At 51.4% G+C, this 22,444-nt stretch carries 18 protein-coding genes; 15 read left to right on the top strand and 3 right to left on the bottom strand.

The features are described from left to right. Positions 1 to 22: 22 nt before the first annotated feature. Complete coding sequence (locus tag AC0YN0_RS01110) at positions 23 to 472, bottom strand: hypothetical protein (RefSeq protein ID WP_475819633.1); 450 nt, start codon at positions 470 to 472, stop codon at positions 23 to 25. 495 nt (positions 473 to 967) lie between these two features. Here AC0YN0_RS01110 and AC0YN0_RS01115 point away from each other — a divergent pair, with 495 nt between their 5' ends. From AC0YN0_RS01115 to AC0YN0_RS01145, 7 genes are all read left to right on the top strand, one after another. Next, entirely contained in the window at positions 968 to 2,308 is a 1,341-nt protein-coding gene (locus tag AC0YN0_RS01115; protein ID WP_475819634.1) for an extracellular solute-binding protein, read from the top strand. Between the two features lie 107 nt (positions 2,309 to 2,415). Continuing rightward, the gene (locus tag AC0YN0_RS01120; RefSeq protein WP_442047970.1) at positions 2,416 to 3,372 is read left to right on the top strand and encodes a carbohydrate ABC transporter permease; all 957 of its coding nucleotides are present in this window, start codon (positions 2,416 to 2,418) and stop codon (positions 3,370 to 3,372) included. 75 nt (positions 3,373 to 3,447) lie between these two features. Then, positions 3,448 to 4,281 (top strand): carbohydrate ABC transporter permease, encoded by an 834-nt coding sequence (locus AC0YN0_RS01125; RefSeq protein ID WP_442047969.1) that lies wholly within the window; start codon positions 3,448 to 3,450, stop codon positions 4,279 to 4,281. A gap of 28 nt (positions 4,282 to 4,309) precedes the next feature. Continuing rightward, a complete protein-coding gene (locus tag AC0YN0_RS01130; RefSeq protein WP_475819635.1) occupies positions 4,310 to 6,103 on the top strand; it encodes a glycoside hydrolase family 66 protein in 1,794 nt (597 codons plus the stop codon). Between the two features lie 114 nt (positions 6,104 to 6,217). After that, positions 6,218 to 7,990 (top strand): cache domain-containing sensor histidine kinase, encoded by a 1,773-nt coding sequence (locus AC0YN0_RS01135; RefSeq protein ID WP_475819636.1) that lies wholly within the window; start codon positions 6,218 to 6,220, stop codon positions 7,988 to 7,990. A gap of 21 nt (positions 7,991 to 8,011) precedes the next feature. Beyond that, the gene (locus tag AC0YN0_RS01140) at positions 8,012 to 9,535 is read left to right on the top strand and encodes a response regulator transcription factor (RefSeq protein WP_475819637.1); all 1,524 of its coding nucleotides are present in this window, start codon (positions 8,012 to 8,014) and stop codon (positions 9,533 to 9,535) included. Between the two features lie 26 nt (positions 9,536 to 9,561). Continuing rightward, entirely contained in the window at positions 9,562 to 10,830 is a 1,269-nt protein-coding gene (locus AC0YN0_RS01145; protein ID WP_475819638.1) for an extracellular solute-binding protein, read from the top strand. A 58-nt stretch (positions 10,831 to 10,888) separates the two neighbouring features. Here AC0YN0_RS01145 and AC0YN0_RS01150 read toward each other — a convergent pair whose 3' ends face one another. Then, positions 10,889 to 11,350 carry an Lrp/AsnC family transcriptional regulator gene (locus tag AC0YN0_RS01150; RefSeq protein WP_475819639.1) on the bottom strand — a complete coding sequence of 154 codons (462 nt, stop codon included), beginning with the start codon at positions 11,348 to 11,350 and terminating at the stop codon, positions 10,889 to 10,891. 310 nt (positions 11,351 to 11,660) lie between these two features. On the opposite strand from AC0YN0_RS01150, the gene AC0YN0_RS01155 reads away from it, so the two are divergent. The 8 genes from AC0YN0_RS01155 (at position 11,661) to AC0YN0_RS01190 (ending at position 21,404) form a co-directional block, all read left to right on the top strand. Then, positions 11,661 to 13,046 (top strand): amidohydrolase family protein, encoded by a 1,386-nt coding sequence (locus tag AC0YN0_RS01155; RefSeq protein WP_475819640.1) that lies wholly within the window; start codon positions 11,661 to 11,663, stop codon positions 13,044 to 13,046. Between the two features lie 22 nt (positions 13,047 to 13,068). Beyond that, positions 13,069 to 14,235, top strand: coding sequence for an ABC transporter permease (locus AC0YN0_RS01160; RefSeq protein ID WP_475819641.1), 1,167 nt, complete (start codon positions 13,069 to 13,071; stop codon positions 14,233 to 14,235). Position 14,236: 1 nt separating this feature from the next. Continuing rightward, on the top strand, positions 14,237 to 15,175 hold the full coding sequence (locus AC0YN0_RS01165; RefSeq protein ID WP_475819642.1) for an ABC transporter permease: 939 nt from the start codon (positions 14,237 to 14,239) through the stop codon (positions 15,173 to 15,175). 30 nt (positions 15,176 to 15,205) lie between these two features. After that, positions 15,206 to 16,744, top strand: a complete 1,539-nt coding sequence (locus AC0YN0_RS01170; protein ID WP_475819643.1) for an ABC transporter ATP-binding protein — start codon at positions 15,206 to 15,208, stop codon at positions 16,742 to 16,744. A 44-nt stretch (positions 16,745 to 16,788) separates the two neighbouring features. After that, entirely contained in the window at positions 16,789 to 17,823 is a 1,035-nt protein-coding gene (locus AC0YN0_RS01175; RefSeq protein ID WP_475819644.1) for a BMP family protein, read from the top strand. Positions 17,824 to 17,887: 64 nt separating this feature from the next. Further along, positions 17,888 to 18,886, top strand: coding sequence for a Rieske 2Fe-2S domain-containing protein (locus tag AC0YN0_RS01180; protein WP_475819645.1), 999 nt, complete (start codon positions 17,888 to 17,890; stop codon positions 18,884 to 18,886). A gap of 38 nt (positions 18,887 to 18,924) precedes the next feature. After that, positions 18,925 to 19,707 carry a phytanoyl-CoA dioxygenase family protein gene (locus AC0YN0_RS01185; protein ID WP_475819646.1) on the top strand — a complete coding sequence of 261 codons (783 nt, stop codon included), beginning with the start codon at positions 18,925 to 18,927 and terminating at the stop codon, positions 19,705 to 19,707. Positions 19,708 to 20,027: 320 nt separating this feature from the next. After that, the gene (locus tag AC0YN0_RS01190) at positions 20,028 to 21,404 is read left to right on the top strand and encodes a hypothetical protein (RefSeq protein ID WP_475819647.1); all 1,377 of its coding nucleotides are present in this window, start codon (positions 20,028 to 20,030) and stop codon (positions 21,402 to 21,404) included. 113 nt (positions 21,405 to 21,517) lie between these two features. Here AC0YN0_RS01190 and AC0YN0_RS01195 read toward each other — a convergent pair whose 3' ends face one another. Continuing rightward, positions 21,518 to 22,393 carry a helix-turn-helix transcriptional regulator gene (locus tag AC0YN0_RS01195; RefSeq protein ID WP_475819648.1) on the bottom strand — a complete coding sequence of 292 codons (876 nt, stop codon included), beginning with the start codon at positions 22,391 to 22,393 and terminating at the stop codon, positions 21,518 to 21,520. Positions 22,394 to 22,444: the final 51 nt, after the last annotated feature.

Here is a 22,444-nt window from a genome sequence, read left to right on the forward strand (position 1 = left end):
ACGGGAACGCCTTGTTTTTTTTCTAAAGGTTATCCATAGCCGTGTTGAACTGCTTCCTTAGAAGCGACTTGTCTTCTTGACTATGCGACCAATAGATGACGATGAGATTATGTTTTTGAACTGTATTGGCGTGCAAATTTTTTAACGTAACGGGATAAGGCGAGCCGTCGGAATTATTAATTCGTATGCGATCATCCTCCGATTTGAAAGCATACACAAATGCGAACTCGCGGTGCGCCATGTCAGCCGTCGGCAACGTTAGCTCATACGCACTGGGCAGGACTCCGTTAATGTCGAGCGGGGTTGACGCTAATAGCTCGGCTTCGTCTAGCGAAATGGCTCTGACCTCCAGGCCTTGCTTGTGTAGAGCTTCACTGACATCATCGGCTGAGTGTGCGCCTTTGGATGAGCAAGCAGCCAGTAACAATATAAACAAGAGCAGCAACGCATATCGTAAGCTGGGTTTGAACACTCCGTCGATCCCCTTTCGTAGCTATGTATATACAAGACGGAGAGTGGTTCATTTAAGTTGCTTGCAGAGCTCTGCCGTTCGGAAATGAACGGGAAAACCTCCCGTTAAATTGTCAATTTAGGCGTCGTTGATTGAAATAACTGGAGTTACTCCCTTTAATATCGAGCTAATCCCCACTAGAGGAGGAGAATGTCGTAATTAGAAGGAGAAATTCCAGTTATTACATTCGAAACGGTTACTTCCGAAGAATTAACTGGAGTTTTTCCAGCTAATTGATCGAACCTATACCAACAGACCAACGCAGCCTCCAACTCATGGTGTCTTATATTTCTGCAAACACAGAAATATAAGACACCACTTTATTTCGCTCCATAACTCGTTTAAGAAACATGAGTAATATCCGACACCATAAGCACAATGTAAACGGTTTCTTGAAACCGCCTTTCAACTCATAATGAGGAAGCAACGCACATATGAGAGGGAGGGTCTTACACAATGAAAAGGTACAAAAAGATTTTCTTCGGGGTTCTGGCAGCGGTAACGGCATTCACGATTACGGCTTGCAGCGGCAACAGCGGAAACAATGCGAACAATACGCCGGCCGACAACGGGGGCAACAACAAGCCGACAAATGAAAGCGGGAACAAACCGCAAACGGACGGCAAAAAAGTAACAATCGAGTATTGGCACACGTACAGCGACCAGGAAGAGAAGGTGCTTACGGAAGAAATCAAGCCGCTGTTCGAGAAGCAGTATCCGAACATCGAGTTGAAGCTGACGCGCATGCCGTATGAAGGATTGAAGGAACAGGTTATTGCCGGCGTAGCGGGCGACGCGGCTCCCGACCTGATGCGGATGGACATTATCTGGGTACCGGAATTCGCGAAGATGGGCGCGTTGCAGGATGTTACCCAAATGGACGGGTTCGAGGATCTGAAAGGCAACCTGTTCGAAGGACCGATGCAAACGAACGCATATAACGGCGGCTACTATGGCGTGCCTCTGAATACGAATACCAAAATCGCGATATACAACAAAGCGATCTTGGATGAAATCGGCGTAGCGCAAGCACCGGCGACTATCGATGAGCTCGTCGCCGCGGCGAAGCTTGCGGTATCCAAAGGCAAGCCGGGCGGCATCACCATCGGCGGCGCCAACGTGTGGGCGGCATCGCCTTACTTCTGGAGTCTCGGCGGCACGCTGACGAACGAGGATTACACGAAGGTTGATGGTTTCTTGAACAGCCCTGCCAGCGTGAAGGCGCTGGAGACGATCGTGCAATGGAACAAGGATGGACTCGTTGCGCCGACGATTCTCGGCGGCGAACCGGGCGCTTGGGACGGCATGAAAAACAATGATTACATGATGATCGACGACGGACCTTGGTTCTACAGCATTCTTATGAACGAAGCGGAATCGGCGTTCAAGCCGATCGAGCAAACGGTTCGCGCATTGATACCAGCCGGCGACGGCGGCAGCCGCTCCGTCGTAGGAGGCGAGGATCTCGTTATCTTCGCAAACTCGAAAAACCCACAGGAAGCATGGACGTTCGCAAAGTGGATGCTCGGCGAAGAGCCGCAGAAGATTATGAGCAAGCTTGGCCTCATTCCAACGAACAAAACAGCAGCTAACGATCCGTCCTTCCTCGAGACCCCTTTTGTTGCCGAATATGTGAAGCAGCTTGAGACAGCGCTGCCGCGCACGCCGATTCCGCAATACGGCGAGATGGAGTCGATCATTAACCTCGCGTTCGAGAAAGCAGTCCGCGGCGAGCTTGACGCCAAGACAGCGCTGGACGAAGCAGCGAAAAACATCGAAGCGATCCTCACCAAGTAAGCAATCAATCAACTAACTTACGCATTCTCAATCACTGAGGCCTTCTTCTTCATCCCAGGCGGAGAGAAGAAGGCTTCCCAATTGAACGAGAAGGAAGGAGTTTCCTCATGTCTATTCCAGTGACGGGTCAGCCGATATCCGGGCATACCCCTGCTAGCTTGCGGTTCAAAAAAGGATTGAAGCAATGGATGGTGGTACTGCCGTTCATCTTCCTGGGCGTCGTTGGTACGGCTGTGTTCGTCATCTACCCGATGATCCGTAATATCCTCATCAGCTTCCAAGACTACAGCATCATGCCGAACGCGGAAAATCCGTATGTCGGGTTCGACAACTACGTATCGGCCTTCACTGATCCGAACAACAAAGTGTTAATGGCGATCCGCAATACGTTTCTGAACGTCGCGGTGACCGTACCGATCAACTGGCTGCTCGCGATCGTATTCGCCGTACTGATCAACCTTCATTTTGTGAAGCAAAAAATCGTCTTCCGAACGGTCTACTACTTGCCTATTATTACTTCATGGATCGTCGTTGCGTTCCTGTTCCGCTTCCTGTTCGCAGGCGGCGAATACGGCTTGGTTAACTACATTTTCTATAAGCAGCTCGGCATTTTTAATGAACCGATCAATTTTCTCTCCAACTATTGGTCGGCGATGATCGTCATTTGGCTGTTCCACATTTGGAAGACGGTCGGCTGGGGCGTCGTTATTTACTTGGCAGCGTTGCAGGGGATTTCGAAAGAGTATTACGAGGCTGCGGCTATCGACGGGGCAAACGGCACGAAGCAGTTCTGGAGCATAACCGTCCCTATGCTAGGACCGGTAACGGCGTTTGTCGTGATCAACTTGATCAACGGCGCATTCAACTTTTTCCCGCAGGTGTACTTTATTACGAGGGGCGGGCCGATGGATCAAACCCAGACGCTGCCGAGCTTGATGTATATGCAAGCGTTCAAAAACTTCAACTTCGGTTATGCATCCGCGGTAGCCGTCATGATGGGGATCGCCGTCTTCCTGCTGACGTATACCCAGATGAAAAAATTCGGCAATCAGCGGTTTTTATAAAATATTTCATCCGCGAAACGTTAGCTTACTCCTCCAAAGGACTTAGCTAACCGTTTGCGCTAGGGAGGGATAGCAATGAAGACAAATTGGCATATTCAGCTGCTCGTTTACGCAATTATCATTTTAGGCGCTTTGGCCTTCCTGTTTCCCTTCATCTATATGATTATGACGAGCTTCATCAAGGGCGCCTATTCGCTGCCGCGGCCGAAGGAAGTGTTCTCGGTCGTTCCGGACTTATACAATTACAAGCTGGTGTGGAGCAGAAATAATTTTGCGCGTTATTTTCTGAACAGCTCGCTTGTGACGATCGTATCCATGGTCGGCAGTCTGTTCCTCGGCTGCTTGACCGCATATGGCTTCGCGAGATTTACGTTTCCCGGCAAAGAATTTCTGTTCCGCACGTTTCTGCTGACGATGATGATTCCGGGTGTCATCAATATTATCCCGCAGTTCCTGATCATCAAATCGCTTCATCTGATCAACACGTATTGGGGGCTATGGCTCATTTACATCGGCGGGGGGGTCGTCGGTAGCACGTTCTTCTTGCGAGGCTTTTTCCAAAGCATACCGAAGGAATACGAGGAATCGGTGCTCATCGACGGCGGGGGCAACTGGCGGATTTTCTGGAATATTTATTTGCCGCAGTCGATGCCGGCCATCGCGACACTCGCCGTACTCTCGTTCCAGGGCACATGGGAGGAATATTTCACAGCGCTGGTCATTATTAAGGACGAGGCGATGCGCACGCTGCCGATCGCGCTCCTCATGTTCAACGACAAATACGCGACGAATTACTCATGGGTATTCGCAGCTTCGATTATTGCGCTCATTCCGACCGTGCTGCTCTATATCATTTTCCAAAAGCGGTTCGTGCAGGGCGGATTTAACGAAGGCGGCGTGAAAGGTTAATGCTATCGATAAGAACAGGAGATCACAAATGAAATTGAAACCTATGAAATTAAAATCATTATCGTTGCTGCTCGTCGGCTGCGTTGCCGCAATGTCCGCGGCGGGCTGCAGCAGCGAGCTGAAGCTGAACGCCGAAACCGTACAGAGCCAAAGCTTCATGACGAAGCTTTCTACGGATAAGGCTGCGTATCGTCCTGGCGACAAGGTGCAATTCACGCTTGATCTGAAGGAAGACCGGTCCGGTTCGAACATCATCGTTCAATATCGCCATCTCGGCGAACAGGTCGGCAGGCAGGAAGTGAAGCTGGACGGCAAACAAGCCGCTTGGAGCTGGACGCCTCCGAAGGAGGATGGCAAGGGCTACATGGCCGAAGTATTTCTGACAGAGAAGGGCAAGGCGGTGGATCATCTTAACGTCGCGGTCGACGTCTCCGCAGATTGGAGCAAGTTCCCGCGTTACGGCTACTTGGCTGACTTCCATGCGATGTCTGCGGATGAACAGAAGGCCGTTATCGAGCGCTTGAACCGATTCCATATTAACGGCATTCAGTTCTACGACTGGCAATACAAGCATCACGAGCCGTTGAAAATGATCGGGAACGAGCCGGCCGCCGAGTGGCCGGATATCGCGAATCGTCCCGTTGCTTTCGATACCGTTAAAGGTTATATCGATCTTGCCCATGAACGGAACATGATGGCGATGAACTACAACTTGCTGTTCGGCGCATACGAAGGAGCGGAAGCCGATGGGGTGAAGCGGGAATGGGGTTTATTCCGCGATCCGACGCAGACGAATCAAGATAAACATCCGCTGCCGGATAGCTGGGCTAGCGATATTATGCTCTATGATCCCGCTAATCCGGAATGGCAGAACTATCTAATAGAGAAGGAAATCGAAGTATTCAAGCAGCTTAGTTTTGACGGTTGGCATGTCGATCAGCTCGGCGACCGCGGTGCGCTATGGAATGGCAAGGGCGAATCGGCCAAGCTCGCCGAAGGGTACGTTTCCTTCCTGAAGGCGGCCAAGGAGAAGCTGAATACCGATTACGTCATGAACGCGGTCGGCCAATACGGGCAAGCTTTCCTTGCTGCGCAGGCACCGTTAGAGTTTCTGTACACGGAGGTATGGGACGCGCATCCGAAATTTTTGAACTTGAAGGACATCATCGATCAGAACAACAAGTACGGCAAGGGAAAGCTGAATACGGTGCTGGCTGCTTACATGAACTATGATCTGGCTAATTCGGCGGGACAATTCAATACGCCGGGTGTTCTGCTTACCGACGCCGTTATTTTCGCGGCGGGCGGCTCGCATCTGGAGCTCGGCGAGAACATGCTGGCGAAGGAATATTTTCCGAATCGGAACTTGAATATTCCGGGCGAGCTGGAGGAGCAGCTTGTTCGTTACTATGATTTTCTGGTCGCCTATCAAAATGTTCTTCGCGACGGTGTTGAAGATTCTGAGCTAGCGGCGGAAGGGCTAGGCGATGCCCAGGTGTCAGCTGCGCCCGAGCTTAATAAGGTATGGTCCTTCGCTAAGAAAAAGGGTGATAGCGATATCGTCCACTTCATTAATTTCACCGATGCGACGACGCTGGAATGGCGGGATAATGAAGGCAAACAGGCTATTCCTAGAGAGCTTAAGGATGTACGGATTGCCCTTCCCTCAGGAAAAGAGGTTGCAAGCATTCAGTTCGCTTCGCCCGATTATTACAACGGATCAGCAGTCGATCTGTCGTTCGAGCAGAAGGACGGCATCGCAACATTCAAGCTTCCGGGCCTGAAGTATTGGGATATGGTGACGGTGAGGTACAAGCAATAATAGAATTGCCAAAGCGATGGCGGGAAAGCCCGAAACGCTTTGGTTTTTTCTCTTTTAAACAACGGCGAATGAGGTAAACTAGAATTATCTCGAATAGTAAGGGTGGACTTACGTATGCTGCGCTTTGAACGAATCAGAAACCGCTATGCTTCCAAGGTCATTATCGCCTTTTTGTTCATTATATTGATCCCTACTACGTTGTCGGGGTTCTCTTTCTACTTGGAATCTACCGCGCTTGTCAAAAAAAACGTAAGGGCTTCCACGGTGCAGTTGACGAAACAGACCGCGGACGCGCTATCAACCATGATCAACGCGGGGAGCGACACATCGGATTTGATCTATAGCGACTTGCAGGTTCAGCATACGGCTATGCATTACGCGACGAGCCCGTTGAATGAGCAAGTAGAGCTGTCGAAATCGACGAATACGCTGCTTCGAAATATTGCCTACTCCAGCTCCTTTGTCAAAATCGTTTATATATTGAAGGATAGCGGCGTTGGCTGGGGAAGCGGTACTTTCTCCACGTCGAAGCTGAAGAAGGCCGAGCTGGCCGAGCTGGACTGGGTGAAGAAATCGAAGCAGGAAGACGGCAAGCTTGTCTGGCAGCCGCTTCGCAGGGATCTCTTTAGCGGGGGCGGCGAGAACACGGAGCTGGTGCTGCCGGTAAGCCGTGTCCTAAAGGATTTCGATACGCTGAAGCAGATTGGGCTGCTTGTCGTCAACATGAACGGCCGATCGGCAGTCAACACGATTGGTCAAGTGAAGCTCGGCGAAACGGGACGTTATACGGTCGTCGACTCGGAGGGAGTTGTCATGATTGACACCGATCTTACGCGAATCGGCAAGCCGGTAGCTGAGCGTGACCTTCATGAGCTTATTGTCGGCAATGACGCGGTCGAATTCGAATATGACAATAATGGCGTTCCGAATTATGGCGTCAAGCAAATGCTGAGCAACGGTTGGATGCTTGTCGGTACGGTGCCCACCGTGGAGATTACGGGCGCGCTCGATAAGCTGCATACGCGCATTCTGATTACATCGGCGTGCTTCGCGCTTATGGCCGTCCTTATCGGGCTATTGATTGCCAAGAAGGTGACAAAGCCGATTAAGCAATTGACGCTCGAGATGCGGCGCGTGCAGCAGGGTGATCTGACGGTGCGGACAGAGGTCAAGACGTCCGACGAGATCGGGCTAATGAGCAAGCATTTCAACAAGATGCTCGATGAGATCGAACAGTTGATGGAACGCGTTGAAACCGAGCAGAAGGAGAAGCTGGAGGCTGAGGTGCGAGCGGTAACGTATCGGATACATCCTCATTTTCTATACAACACATTAAGCACGTTGCGCTGGCTTATTCGTTCGGGAGAGCGGGAGCGGGCCGATCAAGGACTGGCAGCACTTACTCGGCTGCTGCAGGCGAATATGGGCAAGGATGGACAAATGATTACGATCGAGGAAGAACTGGAGATTATTCAGAAATATTTGGTCATTCTCGAGATGCGTTATGAACATAAGTACGAGCTGGATATTCAGATTGAGCCGGAGCAAAACGGGATTCGAATCCCGCGAATGCTGCTGCAGCCGCTCATCGAAAATGCCGTATTCCACGGCTTCGTTCCGCTCAATCGGGGTGGAAACATAACGGTTGAAGTCTATGGTCGATATCGCGAAGCGCATATCGTTGTGAAGGATAATGGAGCTGGGATAGAAGGCGAGCAACTGAAGCTAATGAATTCCCGGCATGGAGGCATGGAGCAACTCGGCATCGGCTTGCGGCATATTCATGATTCGCTGAGGCTGTATTACGGACCGGCTTCATCCCTCTCCATCATGAGCGAACCGAATGTTGGATCAACGATCCATATTATACTTAGATTTCAGAATTAGCGGCAAGAAGGGGGGAAGAAGATGTTTGATCATGTGTTAATCGTGGACGATGAGCCGATTATTCGCAATGGCCTGAAGAGCTTCATCGATTGGGGCGGGCTGGGGCTTATTCTAGAAGGCGATTGCGCGAACGGCAAGGAAGCGCTCGCCGTGCTTCGCGAGAAGCCGATCGATATTCTCGTTACCGATATCAAGATGCCGGTCATGGATGGCTTGGAGCTTACTCGGCAAGCGCTTGCCATTAATCCGTCGATCAAAATCATTCTCATCAGCAGCTATAATGAATTCGAATACGTACGCGAAGGGATGAAGCAAGGGGCGATCGATTATTTGCTTAAGCCGACGCTGGAGGCCGAGGAGCTGATAGCTGTATTGCAGAGATGCAAGGACCTGATTGCTCGCGGGCGCAAGCAGGTCGTGGAGCATCAGCAACTCGTCAAACAGACTGCGCTGCTGGATCGCAAACGGCTGGAGCAGGACGTCATTCGATCGCTGTTTTCCGGCAATCCCGGCTTGCGCTTTGGCGATTTATTCGGCATGAACGGCGGTACGTATACATGTGCCTATGTAACTGCCGACGGATTGACGGAATGGCAAGAGACGTATGGGAATTTGCATTTGAGCATGATGTATGAGGATATTCAGACGTTGTTTTACGATTGGTCGGAGATAGGCTGCGCACCGATTATGAGCGGGGAAGGCTTGCTGCTCGTTTATCCCGAGCGGTCACCGAAAGTAGGAGAAGAGAAGAATTTGCTTGCTCGTTTTCAATCGCTAGTGGCTAACGAGCTTTCGATATCCGTTACGATCGGCTATAACGCAGCTGCGGATACGGAATGGCTGAAAACCGGCATGGAAAGAAGCCGTACTGCTGCCATGCGACGGTTTTATGACGGCGTAGGGGGTGTGTATGAATGGGAAGATGGCGAGGAGAAGGCGTTAACGAAGCCTAATCTTCGTTCTGACTCTACGGCCCAGGCTGCTATTGACAGCTTTATCGAGCGATGGAGAACAGAGCAGCCATTGCCAGAGCAAGTGAGAAGGGAAGCGTATGAGCTGTTGACAGCTTTATCTTACAAGAACGGCGATTCCAAGGTGTCCTTCGACTTCCGTGAGCTTGTCAGGCGATGTGAAACGCTGGGGCAGCTAGAAGCCGCTATTCACAGCTTGTCGGAGGAGATGGAGTCGCCTAATCGGCTGAAGCTTACGGACAAAGGGCATGGCGCGCAATTAATTGCGAAGGCGATGGAATATATTAAGCTCCATTATCGCGAGGAATTGACGCTGCAGGACGTCGCGGATTCCATTCATGTAAGCAAAAGCTATTTGTCGAATTTATTCAAGAAGCAGTCCGGCCATAATTTTATTGATTATGTGATCGACCTTCGGCTTCATGAAGCGAAGCGGCTGCTTATGGAGAATGAGATTAAGATATATGAGGTTGCCGAGCGGTCGGGCTTCAACGATGTCAAATATTTTAGCAAGCTGTTCAAGAAAATGACGGGGATGACGCCGGTGGAATATCGCGACAAGCACCAGCAATAAGCGAAATGGCGACGGGAGAGAGCGAAATGGCCGTTAATCAAAAAAGAATAATGATGCTAGTGCTCGCAACGTTGCTGCTCTTTGCTTCCGGCTGCGGGCAACAGTCGATCATAACGAACAAGAGCAGCGTGGCGAGTCTGAACGATAATAAAGTGTATGAAATCGAGTTTTGGCATACGTATAGCGATGCGGAGACGCAAATACTGGAGGACCAATTGATTCCGGCCTTCGAGAAGGTCCATCCGGATGTGCGCGTTCATCCCGTTCGTCAAGCGAATGATAACGAGCTGAAGTATACGCTTATATCCAAGGCATCCTCCGGCCGCGCGCCGGATGTTGTTCGGATGGATATTGCGTGGGTACCGGAGTTCTCTCAGAGCGGGCTGCTGCTTCCGCTCGGCGACAATCCCGACTATGACGAGGTGATGTCCGCTCTCCAGAGCAACACGGGATCGGCGGGTTATTATGAAGGCCAGCATTACTCGCTGCCGGTCAATATGAATACGAAGGTCGCCATCTATAATCGCGCGCTGCTCAAGGAGGCAGGCCTTACCGATCCGCCTGCGAGTTTCGCGGAAGTCATTGAGCTTGCGAAGAAGCATCGATTCAAGATCGGCATCGGCGGGCTCGACGCGTGGAAGAGTCTTCCCTACATTTATGCGTTAGGCGGCATTATGACGAGCGACGATTATAAGAAGGCGACGGGTTACTTGAACAGCGATAAGACGATTCATGCGGTTGAGCAGCTTGTCTCGCTCTATAACGAGCAGCTAATCGATCGTAACATCATTAGCGGCGGCGCGGATAACTGGGAGGGCGTGAAGACAGGGCGCATTTTGGTAACGGATGAAGGGCCGTGGTTTTATAGCATCTTCGAGGGGGATGAGTTGAAAAGGGCCATCGATTCCACCGTCGCTGTTCCTTTCTCGCCAGATTATGGCCCTTCTTCGATATTAGGAGGCGAGGATTTGGTCATCATGCAGGGAGCGGAGTATCCGGCCCAAGCATGGGCGTTCATGAAATGGATGGTACGCGAGGATTCGCAGATCGCAATGTCGAAGACGGGACTCATTCCAACGAATATGAAAGCGAAGGTAATCAAAGCGCAGGACGACTCATTCATCCCGCCGTTCGCGCAGGCGCTTGATCAGACGTTTCTCCGTCCGCCGGTCAAGCATTGGGGCAAGATCGAAGAGATCTTTTTGAATGAAATGATAAGAATTTTTCAAGGAGATCTGTCCGCCCGGGAGGGTTTAACGGAAGCGGCCGAGCAGATTGATAGATGGCTGGAATAAGGTATCGCAACAAAGGCGGCATAAGGAATCATTCCTTGTGCCGCCTTTGCTGTTCGAACTATAACTCGAGGCCGGTCCCTTGCTTGAAACGTCTGATGACCATATGCGTGTTGACGTTGACAATTCCTTCGAGCGCGTATATTTTTTTGAACAAAAAATGCTCCAACGCCTCTTCATCCTTCAACAGCGCATGCATATGCAGAGAGCTTGGGCCGGTCATTTGGTAGATGCTGATGACCTCCGGCTCCTCCGACAAGATATCGCCGGCCTGCTCCACGAATCTTGGCTCTACCGCAACCTCGAAGAAGGCGGAGATCGCCTGCCCGAGTCTTGTCGTGTTAAGCCGGATGGTGAAGTTTTCGATAATGCCGCTGTCGACGAGCGAATCGACCCTCTTCTGAATGGCTACCCTCGAAAGATTAAGGTGCTCGCCGATCTTGGCGTAGGACATCCTTCCGTTGTCATGAAGCAATCGAATAATTTCTTGGTCGGTCTCATCCATGTGGGGTAATAACATCATAAATCCACTCCTGAATCGAATTTTTGTAAATGTAGCGTTATGAAACCTAACGTTACTTTTGTGTTAGCTATAGGATTGCAAAGTTACGAATTGATTGTGTTTAATATACCATTAGTAACCAAAATGGTCTATAGATACTGAATTAGTTGACTATTTTGACCGATAGTGGTTTACAAAAGTGATTGACGACCCCGAATGCCACAAATATAATGATGTCATAAAAGGTTACATAAGTAAACGTGAACCCATCGTTTTGGTTACGAATAGCTCAACTTTGATTACTGATAACTAACATAAAGGTGTGAAGTCCATGAAGCGGCAATTAATTCGTAACGGTACAGTCATGACGATGAATGCTTCATCAGAGGTGATAGAGAGCGGCTACGTCTATATCGTAGACGACCGGATTCAGGAAGTTGGGGAGTGGCCTCACGACGGTTCTATGGATGCGCTGCTTAGTGAAGCGGACAACGTCATTGACGCATCCGGCAAAGCGATTATACCCGGTCTTGTAAATGGGCATACGCATTTGTTTCAAACGTTCATGCGCGGCGTATCGGACGACCTGCCCTTAGCGCAGTGGCTCCGCCAAATTATATGGCCGGCGTCCATCGCGATGGAAGAAGAAGACTTCTACTTGGCGGCAATGATCGGCTGTATCGAGAATTTGAAATCCGGCGCTACCTACATTATGGAGCATCATTACGTACACACTCACCCCGGTAACGACAACGCCGTGCTGCTGGCGATGGAACAGTCCGGCATTCGAGGACAAATGGCGCGCGGCGGGGTAGATCTTAGCTATGAGCCGAAGCTCAGAGAGTCCATTGACGAGATATTCGCGAATACGGATGCGCTGCTCGATCGTTGGCAGGGCGCCGCGAACGGAAGGATTGGTATCGCAATGGGGCCGCTTAATTTGTACGGCTGTTCGGAGGAGTTCTTGAAGAAATCGGCCAAGTACAGCGAACGCAACGGCTTGATTACCCATATCCATGTCGCGGAGACGAAGGATCAGATCGACAATACGATGGAGCGCTTCGGTCTTCGGAATCTCGAGCTCGTTGAAGCTGTCGGATTGCTAGGCAAGCAAACACAGGTCGTCCATGGCATATGGCTGAGCGATGCAGAGCTTGATTTAATTCAACAGAACGAAGCGACCGTCATCCACTGTCCCGTATCCAATATGTATTTGGCTTCCGGCGTAGCCCGAGTCCCCGAGATGCTGGATAGAGGCATTAACGTTGCGCTCGGAACGGACGGCCCAGGCAGCAACAATTGCCAGGATAACTTAGAAGTGCTTAAGTTCACCGCTTGTCTTCATAAAGTCGATCAACTCGATTCGACGCTGCTGCCGCCTATGCAGGTGCTGCAGATGGGGACGAGAAACGGAGCGAAGGCGGTAGGCAGAGAACATGATCTTGGCAGTCTGGAGGCTGGCAAGAAAGCGGATGTCGTCATCATCGATTTGCAGAAGGCGCACATCGCTCCGATTCATCGCGTAAGCTCGGCGATCGTTTATAATGCGAACGGCAATGACGTGGACTCGGTTTTCGTTAACGGGGAGCTGGTCGTACACCGCGGTAAGTGCGTGTTTGTGGACGAGGATGAAATCATTCGCAGAGCGCAAGCGAGAGTGGATCTGCTCAGACGCAGGCTGGGGACGGAATATCCCGTATTCAGCAGCAAGGGATAATGAAGGCGGGAGGCTGGACCAAGTGAGTGAGACTGGGCATAAAAAAGAAGCGATGGAGAAATGGTTGAAGATCATCGTAGAGGTCGGCTTCTATGCCGGAGCTGTTATCGTCGCTTTGCTTGCTGGCGGACTCGTTATGCTAATCGCCGGCGTGTCGCCCTTCGAGGCTTATCGTCTTATATGGGACGGTGCTGTCGGCGACATGAACAGCTTGAGGGAGACGCTCGTCAAGGCAACGCCGCTTCTGTTCGCGGGCTTATGCTACACCTTCGCTTACCGCTGCGGCCTGTTCAATATCGGCGCGGAAGGGCAGATCTACATCGGCGCGCTGACAGGGACGATTGCCGCCTTGTATATTCCAGGACTGCCCGCTTATGCTCATCTTCCGCTTTGCATTGCCGCGGGAGCTGTAGGCGGCGCCGTATGGTCGGGCATCGCGGGCGCGCTTAAGATCGGCAGAGGGGCGAGCGAGATTATTAATACGATCATGCTCAACTATATGGCGATTTATCTAGTCAGCTACATGGTAACCGGACCGCTCAAGGAGCAAGGAGGTTCTCTCCCGCAGTCCGCTAGGCTGCCGGATACGGCGCTGCTTGGCAAGCTGTTCGATTCGCGGCTGCATTACGGCTTTATATTGGCAGTCGTCATCGCGGTTGTCCTTTATTTTATATTGAACCGCACGGTGTGGGGGTATGAGATTCGATCAGTCGGATTCAATAAGCAAGCGACGAAGGTAATGGGCATCCCGGTTAATCGTAATGTGCTTCTCGTCATGATGGTGAGCGGCGCGATTGCCGGAGTCGGCGGTTACGCGGAGATCGCTGGCGTGCAGAATCGGCTGTTTCAGAACTTCTCGCCCGGCTTTGGCTACGACGGCATTGCGGTAGCGCTCGTTGGAGGCGCGCATCCGCTTGGCAATATAGGCTCCGCCATTCTGTTCGGCGGATTGCGCAGCGGGGCGAATGCAATGCAGCGGCTGACGGGCACATCCACTTCGCTCGTCTATGTCATTCAAGCGACGATTATTATCCTCGTCGTATGCAATCGTTATTGGTTCGGCGGGGTGAAGAGAAAGCTCATTGAGGCATGGATGACTAAGCTTGGCAAGGCAAGCCTCTTCCGCAGGGAAGATGGCTCAGCGACAGCCCAAGCGGCGTTCAGTCTGAAGAAAGGGGAGGGGAACTAGGATGAGCGAAGACATCATCGTAAGCTTCCTGGCTTCGGCCATTCGGCTCTCCGTACCGCTTCTGCTCGCAGCACTCGGCATTCTGTTCATGTCGCGGAGCGGCATATTGAACATCGGGATGGAAGGGATGGTGCTGATCGGCGCGCTGACAGGCGTCATAGGCGCTTATTATACCGGCAGTGCCGGACTGGGCGTGCTCACAGCTATCATCGTCAGCGGTTTAGTCGGCCTCGTGTTCGGATTTCTCGTCGTCACGACGGGGGCGGATCAAGTCGTTATCGGAACGGCGCTTAACCTGCTCGGTCTCGGCATTACGACCGTCTTCGGGAGAAGCCTGCTTGGCATGGGACAGGAAGCGGTGCAGGTACAGGGCATTGCCGTGGTAAAGATTCCGCTCTTAAGCGACATTCCTTATATAGGCGAAGCATTGTTCCATCAGAATGTACTTGCCTATGTGTCTTACTTGCTCGTACCGATTGTCGCATTTATTTTCTACAAAACGAATTGGGGGCTGCAAGTACGCGCCGTCGGCGAAAATCCGCTGGCAGCAGACACCCTGGGCGTTCGCGTTCACCGTACAAGATATATTTGCTGCATCATCGGCGGCATGCTTGCAGGTGTTGCAGGCTGCTCCCTATCGCTCGGCATATTGAATCAGTTCACGGAAAATATGGTTGCGGGACGCGGGTTCATCGCCCTATCGGCCGTTATCTTCGGCAAGTGGACGCCGGCCGGCACGATGGCTGCCTCTCTGCTGTTCGGAGGAGCTGATGCTCTGCAGCTTCGTTTCCAAACGTTCGGCATCAAAATTCCATATCAATTCATGCTGATGTTCCCTTACTTATTAACGATGGTCGCGCTAGCGTGGTTCTCGGGCAAGAGCAAACAACCTGCGGCAACCGGAGCGCCATACAAGAGTCTGGCTAACCGCAATGGGTAAGACAGTAGAAGGTTGAGGAGGACGATGGCAATGGAGATAAAGGCGGAAATCATTTTGGAAACCCGCGAACTGGTGAAGCGCTTCGGCAGCTTCGTCGCCAACGATCGTTTGAATCTATCGATTAGGAAGGGCGAGATACATGCGCTTCTAGGGGAGAACGGAGCAGGCAAGAGCACGCTGATGAACATGCTGTCGGGAATGCTGGCGCCGGACGAGGGCGAGATCTTATTCCAAGCGCAGCCGGTCAAGTTCGCTTCTCCTAGGCAGGCTGTAAACGTGGGGATCGGCATGGTGCATCAGCATTTCATGCTCATTCCCGCTCTGACAGTGGCAGAGAACGTTGTACTCGGCATGAAGCAGGATCGCAGTCCGCTCTTTCGATTCAAGAAGGCATGCTCCGAGATACGGGAGCTGTCGGATCGGTTCGGGCTCGACATAGACCCTAAGCAACGCGTAAGCGAACTGTCGGTCGGCCAGCAACAGCGGGTGGAGATCGTCAAAACGCTGTTTCGCGGAGCGGAGTTCATCATTCTAGACGAGCCGACCGCGGTACTGACGCCGCCCGAGGTGCAGGATCTGTTCCGTGTGTTGCGGACGCTGAAGTCAGAAGGCAAGACGGTCATCTTCATCAGCCATAAGCTGCAGGAAGTGCAGGAAATATGCGATCGCGTCTCTGTCCTAAGGCTCGGCAAGCTTGTCGGTACCCATGAGCTGGGCGGTACGACAGCGGCGGAGCTGGCACGGATGATGGTAGGCCGCGATGTTCATGCTCAGATGCGCAAGGCGAGGATCGGGAAGCAGGCGGAGACTCGATTGGAGATGAGAGGGGTAAGTGCGGGCGAAAGCGGCTCCGAGCTGCTCCGAAACATTAGCTTATCGATACGACAGGGTGAAATACTCGGCATCGCCGGCGTTGACGGCAACGGGCAGAGAGAGCTCAGCGAAGTGCTGCTTGGGCTGAGAAACAAGCAAAGCGGCGTGATTGTGCTGGAAGGCGAGGAGCTTCATCGCCAGCATCCGCGCAGCATGACGGAGCGCGGCGTAGCCTATATTCCGGAGGATCGCCATAAGGAAGGACTTATGCTGCAGATGAGCATTGAGGAGAATCTTATCTCCAAGGAATATCGCAAGCTGCGCTTCAGTAAGACCGGCATCATCAACCGCCGAAAGATGCGCCAGAACGCGGAGGAGCAAATACGCAGCTTCTCGATTAAGACGACGGGCGCGGCCATTCCGATCGGGCAGCTGTCGGGAGGCAACCAGCAGAAGGTCATCTTGGCCCGCGAGCTGATGCTGAACCCGAAGGTACTCGTCGCCATGCAGCCGACGCGAGGCATGGATGTCGGCGCAGCGGAATACGTGCATAAGCGAATTCTCGAGGCAAGGGAGAAGGGCTGCTCGATTCTGCTCATATCGACTGAATTAGAAGAAATCATGGCGTTGTCCGACCGCATAGCGGTGCTTTACAAGGGGGAGCTGCTGGACACGATGGATCGGGAAACGGCGGATTTGGATCGTATCGGCATGCTAATGGCCGGCATCCGGCCGAAGTCTTCTTTTGCCATATAGAAGTGATGCATACAGACAAAAAAACATTATTTGGAGGGGTTAGGATGAGAACGAAAATGTTTAGTAAGGCGCTGGCGGTATTAGGTATAAGCTTAGTATTGATTTTTGCGGCGGCATGCGGCGGCGGAAATACGGAGACCGGCAATTCCGGCAATACGGGCGACGACGGCGGCACGGGCGGCAAGGCGCTCAAGGTAGCTCTGCTAACCCCTGGCCCGATTAATGATAACGGATGGAATGCAACGGCCTATGCCGGTCTTATGAAAATCAAAGAGGAGCTTGGCGCGGAAACGGCATACTCCGAGAAGGTCGGCAACTCCGACGCGGCTGAATTTATTCGCGGTTACGCCGAGGACGGCTACGACGTTATTATCGGCCACGGCTTCGAGTACGGCGATGTGATGAAGGAGATCGCGCCGGATTTTGAGGAGACATGGTTTTTGGTCAACAGCTCTACGATTACGCAAGAGCCGAATTTGACTTCGCTTAGCTTGAATAACAGCGAGCAAGGTTATTTGATGGGATCGATTGCGGCGCTATTGTCCAAAACGGGTACTGTAGCAGCAATCGGAGGCTCGGAAATTCCTCCGATTACGAAGTCGGTGGCTGGCTTCGAGAAAGGCGCGAAAGAAACGGTGGCTAACATTAACGTGCTTACAACGATGCTGGGAAGCGACAACGATGTCGCCAAAGCGAAGGAAACGGCGATTACGATCATCGAGAAAGGCGCAGACGTCGTTATGACCAATGCGAATCAAGCGGGACTCGGCGGTATCGAAGCAGCGGAGCAGAAGGGCGTTCTCGCCATCGGCTCGAATCAGGATCAGAACAGCAACGGCCCGGATACGGTCGCTACGAGCGTGATTCAGGATTACCCGGAAGCGATGAAGGTTGTCGTCGAGCGGATTAAGAACAAGGAGATGAAGGCCGAATCGCAACTGCTTGGCGTGAAGGACGGCGCGATCTACTTGGCTCCTTACCATGGCTTCGAAGACAAGATCTCGCAAGAAATCAAAGACAAAATCAATGCAATCGTCGAATCGCTTAAATCCGGCTCGAAAGTCATTACGAATGAATAGAAGCTGGAACGGAGAAGCATACAACGGATTAGCGCAGTCATAATTCCAGGGGAGAGTGGTTGATATGTTGACTGAGGTGCTGAGGGACACCGTCCTCGAAAACGAATGGCATCCCGTTTATATAGCTAAGGATTTAAAGGAACAGCCCGTTTCCGTCACGGTTATGGGCGAGCGCGTAGCCGTATTCCGCGCAGCGAGCGGCAGCGTGCATGCCCTGCGAGATCTGTGCGTACACCGCGGAGCGATGTTGTCCAAGGGCAGGGTGGAGGGGGAGACGCTCGTATGCCCTTACCACGGCTGGAAATATGACGGGAGCGGCGCATGCGTCTGTATCCCGGCGCAAGCGAAGACGGATCGAATTCCTGTCAGAGCGAAGGCGACCAAATACCATTGCATGGAGAAGTACGGACTTGTCTGGGTATGCATCGGTGAACCGACAAGTGAACTCCCTTTCCTCGATGAATTCGAAAATAACGAATTTCGCCCGCTCGCTTGCGGTCCTTATACCGTTCAGGCTGCAGGCACGCGCGTCATTGAGAATTTCACCGACTTCGCCCATCTTATGTTCGTACACGGCGGATTGCTTGGCCATCCCGACTATGCAGAGCTGCCGGACTTCAAGGTGTTCAAGGAGAAGGATCGCGTATACACGAGCGATGTGCCGATCTTCCAGCCCGTGGCGCATTCAGGCTCGGATGCCGAAGAAGGTACGACGTATGTTTACGTGAAGGAAGTATTTCGTCCTTTAGCGGCAAGGCTGTCCAAGCGCGATGCCTCAACGGGGCAGACGTTATGGATTTTGCTAACCGTACTCCCTGTGGCAGAGAAGGAATGCACCGTCTACATGGCAGTGTCGCGCAATTACGGCTTTGATGTTCCCGACGAGCAATTTATCGCCTTCCAAGACACCGTATTCGAACAAGATGCTTGGATTATCGAGACGCAGAAGCCCGAGCTGCTGCCGCTGGATCTGCAGCTGGAGCTTAATCATAAGGCGGATACGCTGTCCGTCGCTTACCGCCGCTGGCTCATCGAGCTTGGCGTAACGTTTGGCACAACTTAATCTGACCGATATATCGGAATATAGGGAGGAAACAGCTAATGGCTTACGAGGTGTCGCAGGAGAAGCTGCAATTTTACCGTAACGAAGGATATGTGAAGCTGGATAATGTACTGTCGCATGCGGAGATCGATGAGCTGACCTCGTATTTGGACGACGTCATGCGCAGCAAGGAAGTTGGCGGTATCGCGGACGAGCCGAAGTCGGAGCTGTCTAAAATATTGAATATGCGGATGAATACGTGGAAGGATTCCGCCGGCATGGCGAAGTTCACTCTTAGTCCTTACCTTGCGGCCATTGCGTTGCAGCTGTCGGAAGGCTCTGGCGTCAGGCTGTTCCACGATCAGGCGTTCTGGAAGATGCCCGGAGATTCGAAGGCGACACCGTGGCATCAAGACTCGACCTACTTTCCGATGAAGGAATCCGATGTGATGACCATTTGGATTCCGCTCGATGACGTGGACGAGAACAACGGCTGTCTGGCATTCGTTCCTGGCTCGCATAAGGCAGGCAAGCTTGAGAACGTCGACTTCGTCAATCCTGTCGATCTGTTCGAGCTTGCCGGGGATTCCAAGGCTGCTGCCAGCGAGCCGGTTGCAGTGCCTCTGAAGAGAGGAAGCTGCACCGTTCATCACGGCCTCACGTTCCATTACGCCTATGCGAACAAGACGGATCGGCCTCGCCGAGTGCTGACCATCGTATACATGCCCGAGCAGGCAACCTTCGACGGCATGAGCAACCATCATTTGACGAGCGGCATGGGGTTCAAGGAAGGAGATACGATTGCGGGAGAGCTGTTCCCGGTATTGGCTAGTGAAGTTTAAACCAGTATCGTTATAGAAAAAACAAAAGCAAACCGTTAAGCTAATATGCTTAATAGTTTGCTTTTTCATATGAAGAGGAAATTCAAGGATGTTGTCGGAAGAAATGCTGGCTGACATGGACTCAAGCAGCGGGAAGATGTCACTAGATGCACTCGACAAACTAACTCCCAAAGACCCACGTCTGTATACCTATACTAGATAATTATCTGTTTTATATTTACAAATAAATAGTCCAATACTATTATGTTTATGTGCACTTTTTTCATTTTCATCCAATTTACTGATTAAGCAAAAAACCGATGGGGGCTAAGAGGCTTATAATGAGGAAAGATAAGAACCTATACATAATATTCATGCTGTTGATGGCCTTTCTGGCATTTTATTGGGCGAATTCTAACGAGAGCTGGACCGTGGGTGGCACGATCGCCACTGCTTCCTGTTTCGCACTATTCGTGATATTGGGCCTGCGCACGATACCTGTTCTGTCTGCCTATATTCTGACGGGCGATCGGACGGATGAGGTAGAGGCTCATCGAACGGATGAAGGTAATAGGAAACAGGATTGGTTGAGAATAATAGGCTGGATGCTGCTAAGCCGCTGTCTCCTTCTGATAATTGGTTATGTTTTTCTGATCATACAGCATGGTTATTCGGGCGGGCTATTCAGTAAAATGATGGAGACTTGGCACATATCGGGGATCGATGCCTTTGCCTATTTGGGGATCGCGGAGAATGGTTATGTGACGGAGGGAGATCCAAGGTTCCACATTGTGTTTTTTCCGTTGCTGCCTCATTTGATAAGAGTAATCGAGGTATGGACTGGTAGCTATCTCGCTGCAGGATTCGTGGTTTCTATCATCTTCTCGATTGTCGCGGCTCTCTTCGCTTATGAGCTTGCGCGTATGGATATGTCTCGCAGAAACGCTATGCGGGCAGTGAAATATATTTTTATATTCCCGGCAGCATTTTTTTTCCTCATACCTATGACAGAATCTTTATTTTTGGCGCTTTCTCTCATGTGCATTTATTTTGTACGTAACAAAAAGTGGATCATCGGATGTTTGTGTGGAGCGCTAGCCGCTTATACGCGTTCGCCGGGGATTCTCTTGGCTGTGCCGGTGGCTATTGAGCTCGTACGGGAGCTAATCGTTTACTATAAGGTTTCGGATAAGCGAGTGTTTATAGGCAAATTAGCCACAGCTGTTGCCGGTCTGCTTATTATACCTTTGGGTCTGCTGGCGTATTTATATATAAATTACGAGGTTACCGGGAACGCATTTCAGTACTCTATCTACCAGAAAGAGCATTGGTCTCAGGAGCTCTATTTATTTTTCGATACGGTAAGGTATCAAATGGAATACGCTGTTCGCGCATTTACGGAGGGGAATAGCCGTTTCTTCTTAGGTTTATGGCTGCCGAATCTGGTCGCTATATTTACTGCTCTGATTGTTATGCTGCTTGGTGTCAAGAAGCTGAATCCCTCGTACACGGCGTATTTTATCGTATATTTTGTTTTAGTAGTGGGACCTACCTGGTTGCTGTCCGCTCCGCGTTATTTTATCGTTGCGTTTCCGCTAGCTTTTGCAACCGCAGCCCTTACAGAAGAAAAGTCTAAGGATGCTGCGCTTACCGTATTATCGATTGTTGGAAGTCTACTGTATCTCGCATTGTTCGTAACAGGTTATCCTGTATATTAGTAATAACAAAGAAGCCACTCCATCGGGAGTGGCTTTGTCTCTATATGCTGATTATTCTAGTGCCGTCTTTGCTGTGCGCGCTGCAGTAAGACCTCGGTTTGGCGTGTCTGGTGCTAGGTCGTGAACTGCTTGCGGAACTTGCTCGGCGCCATGCCGATCTTGTCGGCGAAGCAATTGGAGAAGTAAGGCGTATTCTCGAAGCCGACGTACTGTGCGATTTGCGCTACGGGCCATTCCGTCTTAATGAGCAGCAGCTTTGCCTGCTCAAGCCTGTACTTCGTGACATAGTCCATCGGGGTCATTCCGTATACCTGTTTCATGCAGCGAGTAATGTAGTTGTAATGGAAGTTCAAGGCATCGGTCATTGTTTTGCTCGTAATTTCCGTCCGATAGTTATTCTTAATGTAGGCTTCCGTTTTCTCCGCGAGCGTGACCGAAGGGCTCGTATACATGTCATCTTGCCTGAGGTCCATTAAGCGCAGCAGTTCATCGAAGTGCTGTTGACTTGTCCAAAAAGCGCTGGATTGGCGCTCGCTGCCCGATTGGTTCAGCGCGCGGAGGAGCTGATACGTCGTCTCGGGGCTTGGCAGCTTCCATTGCTTCTGCAGGTGAAGGGAGTAAGTCGATGTATGAAATTTTGTAAAATGCTCCTCTTGATTCAGGCTTGCATATTCTTCTGCCGATTGTTGCCATTCGCCAACAGGGAGGAAGTGTATCCAGTAAAAGCAGGTTGATTCCTCGCAGGGCTTGACCGAATAATGATAACGATCGGGGAGCAGCAGGAGCGTCTCTCCAGCTGTCAGAGCCCATTTCATATCCTCTTCTCCTATATGCAAAGTGCCGGATTCGACGATAATCAGATCGAACAAGCCAAGCTGCTGGCGGCTTGGATGCTGTCCGCCCGGCTCATAAATAGTCATGCCGCTTTCTAGATAATAAGGCAGCGGCGGGGCTGCGAAGTACACATGCTCAGGCGATCGGTTAGTCATTGAATCTCCCTCCCGGGCGAGTGTGATATTTTATAAAAAATAGGTTTGATC

This window comes from Paenibacillus sp. J22P218 (assembly GCF_056269195.1).

Coding starts and splice junctions, on each gene's coding strand:
- AC0YN0_RS01115 (WP_475819634.1), top strand. CDS start 968: ATGAAAAGGTACAAAAAGATTTTCTTCGGGGTTCTGGCAGCGGTAACG.
- AC0YN0_RS01120 (WP_442047970.1), top strand. CDS start 2,416: ATGTCTATTCCAGTGACGGGTCAGCCGATATCCGGGCATACCCCTGCT.
- AC0YN0_RS01125 (WP_442047969.1), top strand. CDS start 3,448: ATGAAGACAAATTGGCATATTCAGCTGCTCGTTTACGCAATTATCATT.
- AC0YN0_RS01130 (WP_475819635.1), top strand. CDS start 4,310: ATGAAATTGAAACCTATGAAATTAAAATCATTATCGTTGCTGCTCGTC.
- AC0YN0_RS01135 (WP_475819636.1), top strand. CDS start 6,218: ATGCTGCGCTTTGAACGAATCAGAAACCGCTATGCTTCCAAGGTCATT.
- AC0YN0_RS01140 (WP_475819637.1), top strand. CDS start 8,012: ATGTTTGATCATGTGTTAATCGTGGACGATGAGCCGATTATTCGCAAT.
- AC0YN0_RS01145 (WP_475819638.1), top strand. CDS start 9,562: ATGGCCGTTAATCAAAAAAGAATAATGATGCTAGTGCTCGCAACGTTG.
- AC0YN0_RS01150 (WP_475819639.1), bottom strand. CDS start 11,350: ATGATGTTATTACCCCACATGGATGAGACCGACCAAGAAATTATTCGA.
- AC0YN0_RS01155 (WP_475819640.1), top strand. CDS start 11,661: ATGAAGCGGCAATTAATTCGTAACGGTACAGTCATGACGATGAATGCT.
- AC0YN0_RS01165 (WP_475819642.1), top strand. CDS start 14,237: ATGAGCGAAGACATCATCGTAAGCTTCCTGGCTTCGGCCATTCGGCTC.
- AC0YN0_RS01170 (WP_475819643.1), top strand. CDS start 15,206: ATGGAGATAAAGGCGGAAATCATTTTGGAAACCCGCGAACTGGTGAAG.
- AC0YN0_RS01175 (WP_475819644.1), top strand. CDS start 16,789: ATGAGAACGAAAATGTTTAGTAAGGCGCTGGCGGTATTAGGTATAAGC.
- AC0YN0_RS01180 (WP_475819645.1), top strand. CDS start 17,888: ATGTTGACTGAGGTGCTGAGGGACACCGTCCTCGAAAACGAATGGCAT.
- AC0YN0_RS01185 (WP_475819646.1), top strand. CDS start 18,925: ATGGCTTACGAGGTGTCGCAGGAGAAGCTGCAATTTTACCGTAACGAA.
- AC0YN0_RS01190 (WP_475819647.1), top strand. CDS start 20,028: ATGAGGAAAGATAAGAACCTATACATAATATTCATGCTGTTGATGGCC.
- AC0YN0_RS01195 (WP_475819648.1), bottom strand. CDS start 22,393: ATGACTAACCGATCGCCTGAGCATGTGTACTTCGCAGCCCCGCCGCTG.